The organism is Streptomyces sp. ITFR-16 (assembly GCF_031844705.1).
Lineage (GTDB): Bacteria > Actinomycetota > Actinomycetes > Streptomycetales > Streptomycetaceae > Streptomyces.
In genome coordinates this window covers 1180949-1198250 of record NZ_CP134609.1, presented here as the reverse complement: position 1 = coordinate 1198250, position 17302 = coordinate 1180949, and the positions used below count along the sequence as shown (strand labels likewise).

Below are 17302 nucleotides of genomic sequence, written 5' to 3'. Positions count from 1 at the left end.
GGTCGGACGGGTCGCGGTGCTGTACCGACGGGCATCAGCGGATGTGGCCGATGGCCCGGAGCGCCGCAGTGTGCTTCTGGGCGTCCTCGCCGGGGCCGTAGTTGTGGACCTCCTCCGCGTCCACACCCAGTTGCTCCCACTGCGCCCGCAGCGCGGCGACATCGATGAGCATGTCGACCGTCGGGGGGTGGCCGGGCGGGAGGTACTCGGCCTCGATCTGGGTCCCACAGCCGGGGCAGTAGTACTCCAGAATCCGGCAGTAGGCGGGATCGGGGGAGAAGGTGAACTCGTACTGCTCGGGGTCGATGACCGGCTGGTGGATCTCGCGGGGGTCCCGGTTGTGGACGAGGGTGCCCTCCTTGTAGTTGCCGTGTGCGCTGCCCATGTCCTGGGCGCAGACCCGGCAGACCCACCGCTCCGTGTCGAGGTCGATGACGAGGTACTCGGTCATGGGGACTCGCATGGGAGCCCTCCTTCGCTGAGGCGGGGGCGGATTCAGAGGGAGTCGCGGAGCAGCAGGTCGCCGGCCGAGGTCACCTGGAACGTCCAGCCGGCCAGGACCCGCGCGGTGAAGAAGGGGCCCTCGACGATGGCCGGCCCCTCGGCTGTGTCCCCGGGTTCGAGTTCGGCCAGAACGTGTACGGGCACCTCGTCGACCCGGTCGGCCGCCGACCGTACCGGACGGGTGCCCGATGCCCTGGCCGGCCGTGCTGCGGGTTCCTCCCGCGGAGGCAGCTCGGGGTGCGGCAGCGCTGCGGTGACCGTGAGGCGCAGCGATACGCGGCGGCCGGGGTGGTCGGCCCGCTCACCGCGCTCGTAGGGCGCGCGTGACACGGGTGTGCCGTCCTCGGCGTCGACGCTGAGCTCCCAGGACGACCGGCAGCCGGCGAGGGTGTAGCCCTCCTGGAACATGTCTCGTTCGGCCCGTACGAGGAGTTCCTCGTAGGTGGTGAGCGTCGCGCTTGTCGTCGGTTCCGGGACACCGACCTCGTAGGTCTTGGACACGTCGGAGAAGGAGATACCGAAGGCGGAGAACACCGCCGCCGTGCGCGGGACGAGTACCTGCCGGATGCCGGCGGGGCGGGCCGCACCTGTCGCGCTCATCGGACCGGCCCCGCCGAACGCGGCCAGCGTCGTGTCGTCCCGCACCAGGTGAGCGAAGGACGCGGAGAGTGCCTCGAAGTAGGCCTGTTCCATACGGATGAGAGCCTCTTCGAGACCGATCCCGAGCGGTTCGGCGATCGTCTCGGTGACGACCGCGCGCGCACGTTCCGCGTCGAGCCGGAAGGTTCCGTCGAGGTAGGTGTCCGGGTCCAGGACACCGAGCAACAGGTTGACGTCGGTGATGGTCGCGCGGCGGCCGCCGAAGCCGAAGCACGCAGGTCCCGGGGCCGCCCCGACGGAGGCCGGACCGACGGTGATCCGCCCGTCCTCGACGGCGATGACGGAGGAGCCGCCGACACCCCTGGAGTGGATGCCGCTCATCGGGTACGAGATCGGTACGCCCTCGATAGAGCCCCGCTCGGCGGCGGTGATCCGCTCACCGTCGACGACTCCCACGTCGGTCGTGGTCCCACCGATGTCGATCATGAGGGTGTGGCCGAGTCCGTAGGCGCGTGCCAGGGCCGCCGTACCCTCCAGCCCGCCGCGCGGGCCGGAGGAGTAGCTCTTGAGCGCGACGGACTTGGCGACGCGGGAGGAGGCACCGTCGTTTCGGTAGACGAGCAGCGGATTGAGGACCTTGTAGGACTTCAGGCGGCGCTCCGCCCCGTAGAGGAACCGCTCCATCGTCGGGTGCAGGAAGGAGTTGATGACGCACGACCAGGCCCTTCGGGCATTGTCGCGGTCACCGGCGAGGTCCCAGCTGTAGATGACCGGAATGGAGCCGAGCAGATGGCGGGGGAACTTGCGGAGCAGGATCTTGCGCAGCGTTCGCTCCTGGTCCGGGTCACCGCCCGCGACGACCACCCGGGCGGCCCCGAGCGTCGCCAGCCGGTTGATCTGCTGGACGACCTCGAACTCGACCGCCGTATCGGTGGTGTTCATGTCGACGGTCAGGACGCGGTCGCCGACGAGATCCGCGAAGAGGACCTCCCGCGCGGGCGTGCTTCGCATCGCCCCCGCCAGTTCCGGCAGCGGCGTCAGGATGCCGATCATGGGACCGCGCCTCTCGACGAGCGCGTTCGTCCCCTGGGTGGTGGAGTACCGGATGTGCTGGGTGTCATGCAGCAGCCGCTCGGTGTCGGGCGTGCCGTACAAGGCCGCTGACGCCTTCTCCACACCGGCGAAGAGACATTCGGAGAGGTCGTGGGGCGTGGTGAGGGTCTTGGTGAAGGTGAAGCCGGCGCCGTCCCATACGCAGATGTCGGTGAGGGTTCCACCGTTGTCGATGTTGATGAGCGTGTCCATACCACTCCTTGGGGTGCAACGGGTCCGCGGGGACGCGGCCGTTTCCCGGAGTTGAACACCAGATGTCCGAACGGCCCGTCGTCCTCGACGGTGAGTCCACCGTGGCGGTGTCTCACGGACCGGGGGCGTCCCAAGTTGGGACACGCACGCCCGTTGGTTCGGGCCCTGGCCCCGGGCATCATGAGCGAAACCGGCGCGTGAGGGCTCACCCGTCAGGGGCCGCGACGAGGAGGCTGTATGCAGTACAGGGACAGCAGGCAGTTGCGCATGGCCGCCGCCCGGGCCGATTTCCTGGAGTTCGGGCAGCGGGGGGCCGCGGGTGTTCCGGATGTCCTCGCCGCGTCGTGGCTGCGCAGTCAGCGGGCGGGAGTCGACATCACCCACCCGCCCACGGACTTCAGTGACGACATCGACACCCGCTCGCGGCTGGTCCGTTGCGCCGAGCCGGTTCTCGAACAACTCGGCAATGACACCGTGGACCTGCCGCTCGTCATCGCGCTCACTGACAGCCAGGCTCGCCTGGTACAGCGCCAGGACGCCTCATCCGCCGTCGGACGGCTGCTGGACCGGGTCGACTTCGCCCCGGGCTACAACTACGCAGAGGGAAAGAAGGGGACCAACGGTGTCGGGACGGTGCTGGAGGCGGGGCGGGCTGTGTCCGTCGTCGGGCCGGAACACTTCACCGAGGAACTGCAGGCGTTCGCGTGTACCGGCGCGCCGGTCATTGATCCTCTGACTGGGCGCATCGAGGGCATTCTCGACATCTCCACCCTGGTGGACGCGTGGAACCCGCTCGTGAACACGCTGGTCAAGTCCGCGGCCAAGGACATCGGGCGCAATCTCCTCCTTGATCGCAACCAGGCCCAACAGGCGCTGTTCGACACGTATATGAGGACCGACGCGCGCTCGGCCCGGCGTGCTGTCTTCGCCATCGCGGAAACGGTGTTCATGGCCAACGCCGCCGCGCAGGCCATGTTCGACCCGATCGAGCAACTGGCCGTCCGGGAGCACGCGGTCTTCCTCATGACCCGCCGCGACCGGGTGGACGAGATCATGACGCTCCAGTCGGGCCGCAGCGTCCGCATCCGGGGTACACGCATCGTCTCCGGCCCCGGCACGGCGGGCCTCGTCGTCATCGCCGAGGTGCCGGCGGAACAGGCCAGCAACGACCCGGCACCCGTACGCACGACGGGGTTCGACGAGCGTCTGCTGCCTCCGGCCGGCACGGTGAGCGCCGCGAGCGAGAGGCTCATCAGCGACCTGTGCCGCCCCCACGTGCCGCTCTCCTCCGGTGCGTCCCCGGCCTGGGTGCGTGCTGTCGGGGAGCTGCGCGAGGCCCTCGCGGCGCACGCGCCGACCATTGTCCTCGGCGAGACGGGTGTCGGGAAGTTCACGCTGGTGGCCGAACTGTTCCACGCCGATCACCCCGGCGGCCGCGATGTCTCCGTCGACGCCGCCCAATTGCACGCCAGCGTGGAGGGCGACTTCGACGTACTGCTGAGCAGGGCCCGGGAGCGGACACTGTGCATCGTCCGCAACATCGACCAGGCGAGTACGGAGGGCGTCGAGCGGATCGACGCGTTGTTCGCCTCACTCGGCGACACGACCGCACCCGTCACCTTCGCCGCCACGGTCTCGGACTCCAGTCTCGACTCCGACCTGCCCTTTCACTCGCTCCTTGGCCACTTCGAGGTGGCCGTGACCGTGCCCCCGCTCCGTTGTCGCACCGAGGACCTCTCCTTCGTCGTCAGCCGCGTCCTGGAGGAGATCGCCCCGGGCCGACGGGTACGGCTGTCGCCCGGGGCCCTGCGTACCGTCGCGCAGTACACCTGGCCACGCAACATCTCGCAGCTCCGCGAGGCACTGGCCCACGCGCTGCGCGCCCGACCGGTGGGGGAGATCCAGAGCCAGGACCTGCCGAACTACTGCCTCACCCGTTCCCGCAAGTCCCTCACCCGCATCGAGGTCGCCGAGCGCGACGCCATCATCGCGGCGCTCCAGGACAAGGACGGCAACAGGGTCGCCGCGGCCGCCCACCTCGGCATGTCCCGCTCAAGTCTGTACCGTAAAATCCGGACATACGGGATCACTGTCTAAGAGATCGGGATGTGGTGTTTCACCGGCCTTGTCGTCGCTAGATGCCGAGACATTGGTATCGCCGCTCGGCAGGAGACCGCGGCCCGCTGGGTCGTGGCGTGAGCTGCTCCCGCTGGCGCGACGAGGGCAAGAACCAGGACATTCACGATCTGCTGCGCTGGCAGCTGAGGGAGAAATCAGAAGTGATTGGCTGACCCGAGCCCGGCGCTCCTGGGCGCGCGGAGCATCCATGTGGCCGTCGGCGTACTGGCCACGACTATGAACCGGGATGCCGCGAAGAGGATGCGGGGCAGGAATGGGCCACTGGCCGTGGACGTGTTGGGGCTCGTTGTCGCCGTCCTCGTGCTTGCGGCCTCCGCGCGCGAGGACACCGCCGGCCTCGCCCTGCTGGACCGGATCGCCGGGCGGGAGCGACGGTGTGAAGCAGGCCCTGGCAGACCAGGGCTTCAAGGCTCGGGCACTTCCCCAACGAGCAGGCCGCCCTGAAATGCGTCTGCATGGCCATCATGAGCCTGGACCCCACGGGTAAGGGCCAAGGCGTGCTGGACCATGCGCTGGAAGACCGCCCTGAATACCTTCGGCATCTCCTTCGACGGACGACTCTCCGCAGCCCGCCAGTAACCCCAACATCCCCAGTAGTTGCAGCGCTCGTCTGACAGATCCTGTCCAGCCCCGTCGAGTGGAGCCAGACCAACTTCTTACGCAGCGGAGCCACTTTCAGCCCGTGGGGTCGAGCCCAAAGAAGTGCTTGCAGGCAGCCGTCCGGACTCGCCCGGACAGGGGCCGGCGGCTGCGGGAGGAGGGCTCGACCATCCTGTTCGCGATCAACGCGGACGGCGTCACCCCGCTCGGCGAGGTGATGCTGCGACGCGCCCCGGAGGGCATGGAGCTGGGTTACGCCGTGGGCGCCGCCCACCATGGCTGCGGACTGGCCGCACGTGCGGTACGGCTGATGGCGGGGTGCGCCGGAACCGCGGGCGGGCAGGCCGCGTCTTTTGCCCCACACCATGAAAGGGACTCCCCCCACGCCGTGAAAGGGACTGAGATGGCCCCTGACTTACGAAGTCCGCGACCGCCTTCCCCTCCTCCGTACCCGCCCTGCCCTCCCCACCCCCCACGAGGTCCAGGCAACACACCGCGGCCGTACATGCCGTTGTACCGTCGGCTGCGTGAGGACGAATGGCCGCCATTGCGTGAGCTGGTGGGCGGCCGGGAACCCGGGAGCGTGCGGCCCGTCGTATGGGTGCTGATGGTCCCGTGCATGTGGTGGCTGACGGTGGTGCTGGTGACCTCCTACGTGGTTGCCCGGAACGCCCGCCGCGCTTTTCCTCCGCGCCCCGAGGGACGCATCGAGGACCGCACGGTACTGAAGGTGCAACGAGGTCGGGCGTGGGCGGCCCTCGCCATGTCGGGCGGGCTGCTGGCTGTCTACGGCGGGGTGTCGGACGCCTGGGATCAGTTCGTGCAACGGCTCTACCTGGCACCCTGGTTGGCGCTCGCGAGTGCGGTGCTGGTGGCGGCGGTGCTGTACTGGGCGGCCCGCCCGGAGAGGCGACTGCTCATGCGGGCGCAGTTCAGAGGCGCCAGCCTGTCCATCCTGGGGTACATCGGTGCCTGGGTGCTCGTACCGGTGCTGTTCGTGGCGACGCTCATGATCATGGGTGCCCTGCTGCCGCACACCGTCACCGAGGTGACCATGTTCCTCATGTACGTGCCCGTACTGGCCCTCTGGGCGCCGTTCTGGTGGATCGTCTACTTCGTGTGCTTCGCCTCCGGACCGGCGGTCCGCAACGGATGCAGCCTCTCCGCCGCCCATCCGGCGCTCCCCGCACTGACGACGTGCGCCGCGGTCTGGGTGTTCGCCCTCGTCAGCCGGGCGACAGCAGGCGGTCTGCCGCCGGTCCTGGAGCCGCTGGCGGCCTTCGGCGGCCCGGCATCGGTGACGGTACTGGTGTGGTGGGAGATTCACCGTCTGCGGCATCAGCACGGCATGCGCTGGCGGGGCTGACCTCACCCCGCGTCATGAAGGTGGCAGTGGTGGTCTGGATATCGGTGGCGGCAGGAATCATCGTGCTCTGTCCCGGCGTACACGAGGCTTACGGCCAGCACAGGTGTATTGATCACTAGGTTGGTGACACGAAGCATCAAGCGGGACCAGGGGCCGGCCGCCTCCAGCCGGATGCGCTCACGAAACGCCCGCAGCCCGGCTGCCGGACCGCCACGCTGCGGATACCTCATGACGCCGACGGACCGCCGCGGGCCTCGGGCGGCGCTTGCCGCGTCAGAAGGGGCAGTGCAATGCCGTCGACAATCCGTTCGATGGCTTCGTTGGAGACGGGCTTCAGTGTCATGAGGACCTCGTGGCGGAAGAGGTCGAAGGCTAGCGAGATAAGGCGCGGCTCCAGCAGGGATGCGTCCACCTCCTCCCTCTGGACGGCTCGCTGGACAATCGTCTCCGCAGCCGAGCGCCGGCCTGCCAGTATCTGTTCGCGGAGCTGATCCGGATTGGATCCCGTCTCCGAGAAGTACCCGTCGAGGAGGATCGCGGTCGCCACAAGGAGGTCGGTCCGCGATGCGTTGGCCGCCTGCATGATCGCGATCAGGTCGCCACGGAGTGTCCCCGTGTCCGGGATGTCGATGACCCGCTGAGAACTCGCGTGAGCGATGGCCGCCTGGACCATGACCGTCTTGTTGGCCCAGCGGCGATACATCACCGGCGTGCTCGTACCGGCCCGCTTCGCCACCGCCTCCAGCGTGAACGCCGCGTATCCCCGCTCCGCCAGCTCGGCCCACGCCGCCTCCAGCAGCGCATTCTCCAGATCCTTGCCTCGCCTGCGCTGCACTGCCTCTCCCTGCAGTTTACGTTTGTGCACCTTGCGGCGCCGCTGTATCCTCGCAAATTAAGAAGCACTAGCATATCTTATTTTCCCATGCTGGGCGGCCACACAGCACAGGAGCGCCCACTCGTGAGCAACGAGAGCACCATCACAGTCCTTATCGAGATCCACGCCAAGGCCGGGCAGGAGACGGAAGCGCGCGACGCGCTGCTCCACGCGATCCGGACCTCCGAGAAGCCGGGCCTGGTCAGCTCCACCGAGTACGAAGACGACAATGACCCCGCAGCCTTCTATGCCATCCAGGTCTGGGAGAACGCTGACGCCTTCCACGCACACATGGAGGATGCCGCCAAGTCCGGCATGAACGAGGCGATCCAGGTCCTGCGGGAGCGTCCCAAGACCGCCGTACTGCGCAGCATCAGCTGAACGCGCCTTGAGGAGCCGCATCTCAACCGAACGTGATCCCTTGATTTCATCTGGTCAGGCATGGTTTCGCTCGGGGTGAGGGAGGCATGCGGGAGGAGCTGGTCGAGGCTCTGGCCGTATCAGCCGGTGCGGATCACAGCGGCCAGGGCGTCGACGACCAGTTCGGTGCGCATGTGGTCCGCGATCGCTCAGCCGGTCAGACGGAGTGAGGCGAGGTCGATGACGATGGCCGGATAGAGGAACGTCCCGCCGTCCAGCGGGAGACAGGTGATGTCACCGACGTACTTGGTGTTCGTCTCGGCGGTGGTGAAGTCCCGGCCGATCAGGTCCGGGGCCTTCACCGAGGCCGGATCCGCCACCGTGGTGCGGTGCCCGCGCCGTAGCCGGACCCCTGCGGGCCGGTGCTCCGCATCACCCGCGCGATCCGCTTGTGGTTGATCCGTTCGCCGGCTTCGCGGAGCTCGGCGGTGATCCTCGGGACACCGTAGGTGCCGTGCGATTCGTGGTGCACGACCCGTATCCGGGCAGCGAGCGCGGCGTCCGCGGCCTGCCGGGCCGCCCGGTCATTGACTGTCGGTCGCCAGTAGCAAGCTGGAGCGGGCGATACCGAGGATGGCGCACGGCCGCTTCACGCCGTAGCGGCGGCGGTGGTGGCAGGCGACGAACTGGAAGCGGTTCACCAGCGCGTCTCCCCGGCGAAATACTTCGCCGCCTTGCGCAGGATCTCGCGTTCCTTCTCCAACTCACGCACCTTCCGCCGAAGAGTGGAGTCTTCCGCCTCCAGCGGCATCGGCGGCTCGGCCGGTGCGGCCGCCCGGCGGCCGCGAGGCCGGCTCGCACGGGCGTCCCGGACCCAGTTGCGAAGCGTTTCGGAATTGATCCCCAGATCGGCCGCGACTGGTACAGCGCAACCGCGTCCGCCTTGAACTGCGGCGGGTAGTGGTCCATGACCACGAGATGTCCGTCCTCAGATCCCCAGGAGCCAGTGTCTCGTGTGCCCAAGATCAGGGGCCAAGCCCCCAGCCTGGTCGTCCCGGCCTTTGGGAGGGCGCCATGCGATTTGCTGCAAACTCGAAACTGTCGGCAGCTCTGCTGATGAAGGAAGCGGCGCCTCGACGCGCTGACCAGGCGCGAGCGCGGCCGGCGGGACACGCTGCCTACAGGGCACCCGTGCACCTTGAGGATGCTTGAGGAGCCGAGCCGCGGACGCATCGGGCTGGCCGTCTTCCCCCGGCTGCGTGACATTTCGTGAGACGTGAGAGGGTGCGGGGCGTGAGTGATATACCGTCGAACACCCTGCAATACCGCTTTGACGGGCCAGAAGACGCCCCGGTCCTGATCCTCGGTCCCTCACTGGGTACCACCTGGCACATGTGGGACCGGCAGATACCCGAGCTCACCCAGCACTGGAGAGTCTTCCGCTACGATCTGCCCGGTCACGGCGGTGCGCCCGCCCGTCCGGCGTCCGCCGTCGGGGAGCTCGCCGACCGGCTGCTGGCCACGCTCGACGGGGTCGGGGTGCGGCGGTTCGGGTACGCGGGGTGTTCCATCGGCGGGGCGATCGGGGCCGATCTCGCGCTGCGGTATCCGCAGCGGGTCGCCACGCTGGCGCTGGTCGCCTCGTCGGCGCGGTTCGGGAGTGCGGACGAGTTCCGGCAGCGCGGGGTGATCGTCCGTACCAACGGGCTCGAACCCATGGCGCGTACGGCCCCGGAGCGCTGGTTCACCCCGGGGTTCGCCGCCGCGCAGCCGGCCATCGTCGAGTGGGCCGTCCAGATGGTGCGTACCACCGACCCCGGGTGCTACATCGCCGCCTGCGAGGCACTGGCCGCCTTCGACATCCGTACGGAACTGGCGCGCATCGGGGTCCCCACACTCGTCCTGGTCGGGGCCGAGGACCGGGTCACCGGGCCAGGGGACGCGCGCACCCTGGTCGCGGGCATACCGGACGCCCGGCTCGCCCTCGTCCCGGGCGCCTCGCACCTCGCCCCGGTCGAGCAGCCCGGGGCCGTCACCGATCTGCTGCTCACCCACTTCTCCACCGCCTGGCAGGACACCCAGGCGGCCATCCCCATGCCGTCCTTCGGCCCCCGGCTCTCCGCCCCCGTGCTGCCCGTCGCGGAGATCGCCGCGGCCACCCCGCAGCCCGAGGCGGCGGCCGGCGGACGGACCGACCCGTACGGGGCGGGCATGAGGATCCGCCGCGAGGTGCTCGGGGACGCCCATGTGGACGGGGTCCTGGCCGGCGCCGACGACTTCACCGGCGACTTCCAGGAGCTCGTCACCCGGTACGCGTGGGGCGAGGTGTGGAGCCGGGAGGGGCTGGACCGGCGCAGCCGCAGCACCATCGCGCTGACCGCCCTGGTCGCCTCCGGGCGTCTGGAGGACCTGGCCGCGCACACCCGGGCCGCCCTGCGCAACGGGCTCACCCCGGCCGAGATCAGGGAGGTCCTGCTGCAGACCGCCGTGTACTGCGGGATTCCGGCCGCGAGCGCCGCCTTCACGATCGCCCAGTCCGTGATTCAGGCGGAAACCACGCCTCCCGCGTAGCAGGATGGAAGCTATGAACGCCGCGAACCCCGAGCCCCTCGCGCTCACGCTGACCAAGAGGTCCCACTCCTGCATCCGCCTGGAGAAGGACGGGCGCGCGCTCGTCATCGACCCGGGCGGCTTCTCGGAGCGGGACGCCGCGATCGGCGCCGAGGCGATCCTCGTGACCCACGAGCACCCGGACCACTTCGACGAGGAGCGGCTGCGGGCCGGTCTGGAGGCCGATCCGGCCGCCGAGATCTGGACGCTGCGCAGCGTGGCCGACCAGCTCGCCGCAGCCTTTCCCGGGCGCGTCCACACCGTCGGCGACGGGGACACCTTCTCGGCCGCCGGGTTCGACATCCAGGTGCACGGCGAACTCCACGCGGTGATCCACCCGGACATCCCGCGCGTCACCAACATCGGCTTCCTGGTCGACGGCTCGGTCTTCCACCCGGGCGACGCCCTGACCGTGCCCGACCGGCCCGTCGACACGCTGATGCTCCCGGTGATGGCCCCCTGGAACAAGATCTCCGAGGTCATCGACTACGTCCGCGAGGTCAAGCCGCGCCGCGCCATCGACATCCACGACGCGCTGCTGACCGACCTCGCCCGGCCGGTCTACGACCGGCAGATCGGCGCACTCGGCGGCGCCGACCACGGCCGGATGGCACCGGGGGACTCGACGGGTGTGTGACGGGCGCCGCCCCGGCGGCGCCGCCCCCGCGCCTGTCAGTGTGAGCCGCTAGGTTTACGTACATGCGCATCGCCACCTGGAACGTCAATTCGATCACCGCCCGACTGCCGAGGCTGCTGGCCTGGCTGGAGAGCACCGGTACGGACGTGCTGTGCGTCCAGGAGACCAAGTGCACGGCCGAGCAGTTCCCGGCGGACGCGCTCCGCGAGCTCGGTTACGAGTCCGCGGTCAACGCCACGGGCCGGTGGAACGGGGTCGCGCTGCTCTCCCGCGTGGGCCTGTCCGACATCGTGACGGGGCTGCCCGACGGCCCCGGTTACGAGGACGTGCAGGAGCCCCGCGCGATCAGTGCGACCTGCGGCCCGGTGCGCCTCTGGTCGGTCTACGTGCCCAACGGCCGCGAGGTCGCCCATGAGCACTACGCGTACAAGCTGCGCTGGCTGGAGGCGCTGCAGAAGGCGGTGGCCGCCGATGCCGCCGGTGCGCAGCCGTTCGCCGTCCTCGGCGACTTCAATGTCGCCCCGACCGACGAGGACGTGTGGGACCCCGCCCTCTTCGAGGGCGCCACGCATGTCACCCCCGCCGAACGGGCCGCCCTCGCGGCACTGCGCGAGGAGGGCCTGTCCGACGTGATGCCGCGCCCCCTGAAGTACGACCGCCCCTACACCTTCTGGGACTACCGGGAGCTGCGCTTCCCGAAGAACAAGGGCATGCGCATCGACCTCGTCTACGGCAACGCCCCGTTCACCGCCGCCGTCCAGGACAGCTATGTGGACCGCGAGGAGCGCAAGGGCAAGGGCGCGTCCGACCACGCCCCGGTGGTCGTCGACCTCGACCTCTGAGGATGTGTGCGCGCTGGGCCCTGCGCTCCGGGGGCCGGGCGGCGGCGTGTCCGGACCCGGCGGCGACCGCCGCGCCGAGTGCCAGGGCCATCAGCAGCGCGCTCACCCACAGCGGGGAGCGGAAGCCGAGCCCCGCGCCGATCGCGAGCCCGCCCAGCCAGGGGCCGAGCGCCCCGCCCACGTTGAACGCGGCGGTGGCGAAGGAGCCGGCCAGGGTCGGCGCCCCCGCCGCCAGCCGGAACACATGGGAGATCAACGCCGTCCCGGTGCCGAACGCCAGCAGGCCCAGCACCGGGACGAGCACGACCACCGCCGCCGCGCTGCCCGCCGCCGACGCCAGCAGGGCCCAGCCTGCGGTCAGCGCCAGCAGGCCGCCCGCCGTCAGCGCGAGGGGCCGGCGGTCGATGATCCGGCCGCAGACGGTGACCCCGACGAACGACCCCGCGCCGAACAGCGCAAGCAGTGCGGGAACCCACGCGGGCCCCAGCCCGGTGATCCGGCGGGCGACCGGTTCGACGTACGAGAACGCGCAGAACGTCGCCCCCTGGACCAGCGCGCTCGTCAGCAGGGCCAGCAGCAGCCGGGGCCGGCCCAGCGTCCGCAGTTCGGCGCGGGCGTCCGGCAGCGCGGCGGGGCGGCCCGCCGGGACCGTCGCGGCGATCACCGCGACGGCCGGCAGGGAGACGAGGGCCACCGCCCAGAACGCCGCGCGCCAGCCCCACTGCCCGCCCAGCCAGGCCCCGGCGGGCACCCCCGCCACACAGGCCACGGTGACACCCCCGACCACCACGGACGTGGCCCGCGCACGCGCGCCGGGCCCCGCCAGGGCGACGGCCGTCACCAGGGCCACCGCCCAGAAGCCCGCGTTGGCCAGCGCACCGACGACCCGGGTCGCGAGCAGTACGCCGTAGCTGGAGGTGAGCGCGCCGGCGAGGTGCACGGCGGCAAAGACGCAGAGGAAGAACAGCAGCGCGCGGCGGCGCGGCCAGTTCCGCCCCAGCAGCGCCATCAGCGGTGCCCCGATCACCATCCCCACGGCGAACGCCGAGGTCAGCAGCCCTGCGGCGGGGATCGAGACGTGCAGGTCTGCGGAGATGTCGGAGAGCAGACCGGACAGCATGAATTCGGAAGTGCCCTGGGCGAAGACGGCGAGCCCGAGCGCGTAGACGGAAAAAGGCATGAAGGAACCCCATGGACGGTCGGTCGACGGACGGAACCGGTCGGGGATGCGGGCCGCACCCGCTCACCTCGGTGAGCGGCGACACGGCGGAACGGACGCCCGCGCCCCGGCCGTGACACGGCTCATCGGTGGCGGGTCCGTGATTCGGAAGGAGGCTCGACCCGGGTACGTACCGGGGGAGGCGAGGCCCGCATCGCGCGGGGTCCCGCGACGGCGTCCGCGCGGCGGCCCCGGCGCTGGGGAAAGGGCCGGGGCGCGGGGAGCCACCGGGGACCGGTGGCTAGCGTCTGTCGGACTCGGGGCTGCTCACGCCCGTGACCGTAGCAGCGCGCGGGCGCACACCTCCACCCCTTTCCGGCGGCCGAGGTACCGCGCCGAAGCGTGTGCGGATGAACACGAGGCGTACGTGTGGTGTTCGGCACTCGAACGACAGGCCGCGCGCCCTGTGGTGTGGAAGCGGGCCGGGATGCGACCCTGAGCAGTATGAACATCCCTTTCTTGGACAACTGGCGTAAGCGTCACGACGGGACACGCGAGGCGGGGCTCGCGGCCGCCGTCGACGCCGACCCGGAAGGCGTGGCCGCACTGCTCGCCGAGTGTGAGCTGCTCCGCGTCCGGGTCGGGGAGCGGGGGATCGAACTCGACGACAGCCCGGCCTCGTTGGCGGCCCTCGACCAACTGCCCCCGCGCTGGCGCGACGACCCGGAGGAACTGCCCTGGCTGGGCAACGACGCGGGTCTCTATCTCGGCACCGTCCTGGTGCGCAACGTCCCCGGAGCGCTCTGGCACATCTGGCCGAGCGGCCAGCCCGTCGTCCGGCTCGCCTCCGGCAGGGAGATCGACGTGGTCGAGGCCGGTCTGGACTGGGCGATGTCGGGCAGCCCCGAGCTGTCCCAGGTGTACGCGGAGTCGGCCGAGAACTGACGTCCGCGCGGGACGGACGGGTGCGGCGAGATAAAACGCCTTATGCCCCATTGGCGCGTGTCGGGTGAGAAGTCCCTTGCCGGGATGGATAGTTTGCGCTGACCTCGACAAAGCGATAAGTGGGTAGGGCAGCGTATGGCCGTCGATCCGTTGATCGAGCTGCGTGACGTCAATAAGTTCTACGGGAAGTTGCACGTACTGCAGGACATCAATCTCACCGTCGGCCGCGGGGAGGTGGTGGTGGTCATCGGCCCGTCCGGCTCCGGGAAGTCGACGCTCTGCCGGACCATCAACCGCCTCGAGACGATCGAGTCGGGCCACATCTCCATCGACGGCAGACCCCTCCCGGAGGAGGGCAAGGGACTGGCCCGGCTGAGAGCCGAAGTCGGCATGGTCTTCCAGTCGTTCAACCTCTTCGCGCACAAGACCGTGCTGGCCAACGTCTCCCTCGCCCAGCTCAAGGTCCGCAAGCGGAAGAAGGACGAGGCCGACCAGCGCTCCCGGGAACTCCTGGAACGGGTGGGGCTCGCCTCGCAGGCCGACAAGTATCCGGCCCAGCTCTCCGGCGGACAGCAGCAGCGCGTGGCCATCGCCCGCGCCCTCGCGATGGACCCCAAGGCGCTCCTCTTCGACGAGCCGACCTCGGCACTCGACCCGGAGATGATCAACGAGGTGCTGGAGGTCATGCAGCAGCTCGCCCGCGAGGGCATGACCATGGTCGTCGTCACGCACGAGATGGGCTTCGCCCGCTCCGCGGCCAACCGCGTCGTCTTCATGGCCGACGGCCGCATCGTCGAGGACCGCACCCCGGAGGACTTCTTCACCGCCCCGGAGAGCGACCGGGCCAAGGACTTCCTGTCCAAGATCCTCAAGCACTGACGGGAGGCCCTGTGTTGCGTACGAGGAAAGTACTGGCCGCCTGTGCCGGGCTGCTGCTGGCCGTCCTCGCCGCCGGCTGCGGCAAGGACGGCAGCCCGCCCGTCAAGGGTCCGCAGCCCGAGGCGCTGCCGGTCTACCGGACCGACGCCGGATTCCGGCTGCCGGACTCCAGGACCTGGCGGAACGCGAAGAAGCGCGGATATCTGCGGGTGGGCGCCAAGGAGGACCAGCCCTACCTGGGCGAGAAGGACCCGGCCACCGGGGTCTACTCCGGCTTCGACATCGAGATCGCCCGGATGATGTCGGCCTCGCTCGGCTTCGACCCGAAGACGATCCGGTTCAAGACGATCGCCTCCGCCAACCGCGAGACCGCGCTCCAGAACGGGCAGATCGACTACTACGTCGGCACCTACACCATCAACGACATGCGCAAGAAGATCGTCGGGTTCGCCGGGCCCTACTACATGGCCGGCCAGGGGCTGCTGGTCCGCACCGACGAGAACGACATCCACGGTCCCCAGGACCTGGCCGGCAAGACGGTCTGCTCGGCGGCCGGTTCGACGCCTTACCAGCGGATCGCCGCCGACTACCCCAAGGCGGACCTGGTCGCCTACGACACGTACTCGATCTGCGTGGACAACCTGCTGACGTACCAGGTCGACGTCGTCACCACCGACGACGCGATCCTGCTCGGCTTCGCAGCCAAGGCGCCCGACGAGATGAAGGTCGTCGGCAAGCCGTTCTCCGAGGAGCCGTACGGCATCGGGGTCCCGCGCAGCGACAACACCCTGCGGTTCGCGCTCGACGACGCGCTGGAGGCCAACGAGAAGAACGGCAACTGGAAGAAGGCGTTCGAGGCGACCCTCGGCCTGTCGGGAGCACCCGCGCCCAAGCCGCCGCCCATCGACCGCTACCCGGCGAACTGAGAGGACGGGCCTCCCCATGGACGTACTCACCGACAACTTCTCGCTCTACGGCAAGGGCTTCCTCGGAACCGTCGAACTCACCGTCTACGCCTCGATCCTGGCGATGGTCCTCGGCTTCGTGATGGCCTCCTGCCGGGTGGCGCCCGTCGGCTCGTTCCGGGTGCTCGGCACGGTCTGGGTGACGGTGCTGCGCAACACCCCGCTGACGCTGCTCTTCTTCGCCGTCCTGCTCGGGCTGCCGCGCTTCGGCCTGGTGCTGCCGTTCAACGTCTTCGCGGTCCTCGCGCTGGGCTGCTACACCTCCGCGTTCATCTGCGAGGTGCTGCGCTCCGGCATCAACACCGTGCCCACCGGGCAGGGCGAGGCGGCCCGCAGCCTGGGGATGACGTTCGGGCAGACGCTCGGCCAGGTGGTCCTGCCGCAGGCGTTCCGCTCGGTGATCCCGCCGATCGGCTCGACGCTCATCGCGCTCGCCAAGAACTCGGCCATCGCCGGGGCGTTCAGCGTCACCGAGCTGCTCGGCACCTACAAGACCCTCAACGAGCTGGGCTACAGCATCATCTGGACCTTCGTCTGGATCGCCGTCGGGTACCTGATCATCACTCTGTCCATCAGCGCGCTCTTCCACGTGCTTGAGAAGCGCTGGGGAGTCGCCCGATGACCACCCACTCCACCCCCCGCGCGACCGCGCTCTACGACATCCCGGGGCCGGTCACCCGCAAGCGCCACCTCGTCTACGGGATCGTCTCCACCGTCCTGATCCTCGCGCTGGTCGGCTGGGTCGTCCATCTGCTCTTCGACACCGACCAGTTCACCAGCGCCAAGTGGACCCCCTTCGAGTACAAGGGCATCCAGGAGCTGCTGCTGCGCGGGCTCGGCAACACCCTCAAGGCGTTCGCGTACGCCGCCGTGCTCTCGCTGGCGCTCGGGGCCGTCCTCGCGGTCGGGCGGCTCTCCGACCACCCGCCGGTGCGCTGGATCGCGACGGTCCTCGTCGAGTTCTTCCGCGCCATGCCCGTGCTGGTGATGATCTTCTTCATCTTCGTCGCGCTCAAGGTGCAGCCGCTGCCCGCCCTGGTGGCCGGGCTGACGCTGTACAACGGCTCGGTGCTCGCCGAGGTGTTCCGTACCGGCATCCAGTCGGTCGAACGCGGGCAGCACGAGGCGGCGTTCGCCCTCGGAATGCGCAAGACGCAGGTCACCACCTTCGTCCTGGCCCCGCAGGCGGTGCGCGCGATGCTGCCCACCATCATCAGCCAGCTGGTGGTGGCGCTGAAGGACACCTCGCTCGGCTATCTGATCACGTACGAGGAATTCCTCCACGCCGGCAAGCTGATCGCGTCCAACCTCGACTACGATCTTCCCTTCATCCCCGTGGTGATGGTGATCTCGCCGATCTACATCGGAATGTGCATGCTGCTCTCCTGGTTCGCCACCTGGGTGGCCAGGCGGCAGCGGCGCAATCCGAAGACGGAAGCGGCCGGGGTCGCCGAGGCCGAACCGGGGACCCTGATGCCGGGAGCGCGGTAGGCCCTGGAGCGGTGCCCGTCCGGCAG

Annotated in this window: 17 protein-coding genes and 2 pseudogenes; 12 read left to right on the top strand and 7 right to left on the bottom strand. The window is 69.6% G+C overall.

Annotated elements, in window-relative coordinates; genetic code table 11:
- Nucleotides 1-34 precede the first annotated feature (34 nt).
- Nucleotides 35-463: an acetone carboxylase subunit gamma gene (locus RLT58_RS05465; protein ID WP_311301643.1), complete on the bottom strand. Its 429-nt coding sequence runs from the start codon at nt 461-463 to the stop codon at nt 35-37.
- A gap of 32 nt (nt 464-495) precedes the next feature.
- Complete coding sequence (locus tag RLT58_RS05460; protein WP_311309251.1) at nt 496-2409, bottom strand: hydantoinase/oxoprolinase family protein; 1914 nt, start codon at nt 2407-2409, stop codon at nt 496-498.
- Between the two features lie 237 nt (nt 2410-2646).
- Between RLT58_RS05460 and RLT58_RS05455 the strand changes: the two genes are divergently transcribed.
- The 3 genes and pseudogenes from RLT58_RS05455 (at nt 2647) to RLT58_RS05445 (ending at nt 6514) form a co-directional block, all read left to right on the top strand.
- Nucleotides 2647-4506: a sigma-54-dependent Fis family transcriptional regulator gene (locus tag RLT58_RS05455; RefSeq protein ID WP_311309250.1), complete on the top strand. Its 1860-nt coding sequence runs from the start codon at nt 2647-2649 to the stop codon at nt 4504-4506.
- Nucleotides 4507-4961: 455 nt separating this feature from the next.
- Nucleotides 4962-5127, top strand: a pseudogene (locus RLT58_RS05450) (IS256 family transposase); the annotation flags it as partial.
- A gap of 604 nt (nt 5128-5731) precedes the next feature.
- Complete coding sequence (locus RLT58_RS05445) at nt 5732-6514, top strand: hypothetical protein (protein WP_311309249.1); 783 nt, start codon at nt 5732-5734, stop codon at nt 6512-6514.
- Nucleotides 6515-6740: 226 nt separating this feature from the next.
- Here RLT58_RS05445 and RLT58_RS05440 read toward each other — a convergent pair whose 3' ends face one another.
- A complete protein-coding gene (locus tag RLT58_RS05440) occupies nt 6741-7349 on the bottom strand; it encodes a TetR/AcrR family transcriptional regulator (RefSeq protein WP_311309248.1) in 609 nt (202 codons plus the stop codon).
- Between the two features lie 123 nt (nt 7350-7472).
- Between RLT58_RS05440 and RLT58_RS05435 the strand changes: the two genes are divergently transcribed.
- Entirely contained in the window at nt 7473-7769 is a 297-nt protein-coding gene (locus RLT58_RS05435; protein ID WP_311309247.1) for a putative quinol monooxygenase, read from the top strand.
- A gap of 188 nt (nt 7770-7957) precedes the next feature.
- On the opposite strand, the gene RLT58_RS05430 is transcribed toward RLT58_RS05435, so the two are convergent.
- From RLT58_RS05430 to RLT58_RS36070, 3 genes and pseudogenes are all read right to left on the bottom strand, one after another.
- On the bottom strand, nt 7958-8110 hold the full coding sequence (locus RLT58_RS05430; protein ID WP_311309246.1) for a hypothetical protein: 153 nt from the start codon (nt 8108-8110) through the stop codon (nt 7958-7960).
- A pseudogene (locus tag RLT58_RS05425) lies at nt 8107-8298 on the bottom strand (IS3 family transposase); the annotation flags it as partial. The pseudogene RLT58_RS05425 and the gene RLT58_RS05430, both read right to left, overlap by 4 nt.
- A 147-nt stretch (nt 8299-8445) precedes the next feature.
- Nucleotides 8446-8655 (bottom strand): hypothetical protein, encoded by a 210-nt coding sequence (locus tag RLT58_RS36070; protein ID WP_399131830.1) that lies wholly within the window; start codon nt 8653-8655, stop codon nt 8446-8448.
- A 386-nt stretch (nt 8656-9041) separates the two neighbouring features.
- Here RLT58_RS36070 and RLT58_RS05420 point away from each other — a divergent pair, with 386 nt between their 5' ends.
- From RLT58_RS05420 to RLT58_RS05410, 3 genes are all read left to right on the top strand, one after another.
- A complete protein-coding gene (locus RLT58_RS05420) occupies nt 9042-10319 on the top strand; it encodes a bifunctional 3-oxoadipate enol-lactonase/4-carboxymuconolactone decarboxylase PcaDC (protein WP_311309245.1) in 1278 nt (425 codons plus the stop codon).
- Between the two features lie 13 nt (nt 10320-10332).
- A complete protein-coding gene (locus tag RLT58_RS05415) occupies nt 10333-10995 on the top strand; it encodes an MBL fold metallo-hydrolase (RefSeq protein WP_311309244.1) in 663 nt (220 codons plus the stop codon).
- Nucleotides 10996-11057: 62 nt separating this feature from the next.
- The gene (locus RLT58_RS05410) at nt 11058-11837 is read left to right on the top strand and encodes an exodeoxyribonuclease III (RefSeq protein ID WP_311309243.1); all 780 of its coding nucleotides are present in this window, start codon (nt 11058-11060) and stop codon (nt 11835-11837) included.
- Here RLT58_RS05410 and RLT58_RS05405 read toward each other — a convergent pair.
- The gene (locus tag RLT58_RS05405) at nt 11740-13017 is read right to left on the bottom strand and encodes a Cmx/CmrA family chloramphenicol efflux MFS transporter (protein WP_311309242.1); all 1278 of its coding nucleotides are present in this window, start codon (nt 13015-13017) and stop codon (nt 11740-11742) included. The genes RLT58_RS05410 and RLT58_RS05405 overlap by 98 nt on opposite strands.
- A 483-nt stretch (nt 13018-13500) precedes the next feature.
- On the opposite strand from RLT58_RS05405, the gene RLT58_RS05400 reads away from it, so the two are divergent.
- From RLT58_RS05400 to RLT58_RS05380, 5 genes are all read left to right on the top strand, one after another.
- Complete coding sequence (locus RLT58_RS05400; protein ID WP_311309241.1) at nt 13501-13941, top strand: DUF6278 family protein; 441 nt, start codon at nt 13501-13503, stop codon at nt 13939-13941.
- A 135-nt stretch (nt 13942-14076) separates the two neighbouring features.
- Nucleotides 14077-14820, top strand: a complete 744-nt coding sequence (locus tag RLT58_RS05395) for an amino acid ABC transporter ATP-binding protein (protein ID WP_311309240.1) — start codon at nt 14077-14079, stop codon at nt 14818-14820.
- Nucleotides 14821-14834: 14 nt separating this feature from the next.
- On the top strand, nt 14835-15746 hold the full coding sequence (locus tag RLT58_RS05390) for a glutamate ABC transporter substrate-binding protein (protein WP_311309239.1): 912 nt from the start codon (nt 14835-14837) through the stop codon (nt 15744-15746).
- Nucleotides 15747-15762: 16 nt separating this feature from the next.
- Nucleotides 15763-16407, top strand: a complete 645-nt coding sequence (locus RLT58_RS05385) for an amino acid ABC transporter permease (protein ID WP_311309238.1) — start codon at nt 15763-15765, stop codon at nt 16405-16407.
- On the top strand, nt 16404-17276 hold the full coding sequence (locus RLT58_RS05380) for an amino acid ABC transporter permease (RefSeq protein ID WP_311309237.1): 873 nt from the start codon (nt 16404-16406) through the stop codon (nt 17274-17276). The genes RLT58_RS05385 and RLT58_RS05380 overlap by 4 nt, the downstream gene beginning before the upstream one ends.
- The last annotated feature ends 26 nt before the right edge of the window (nt 17277-17302 follow it).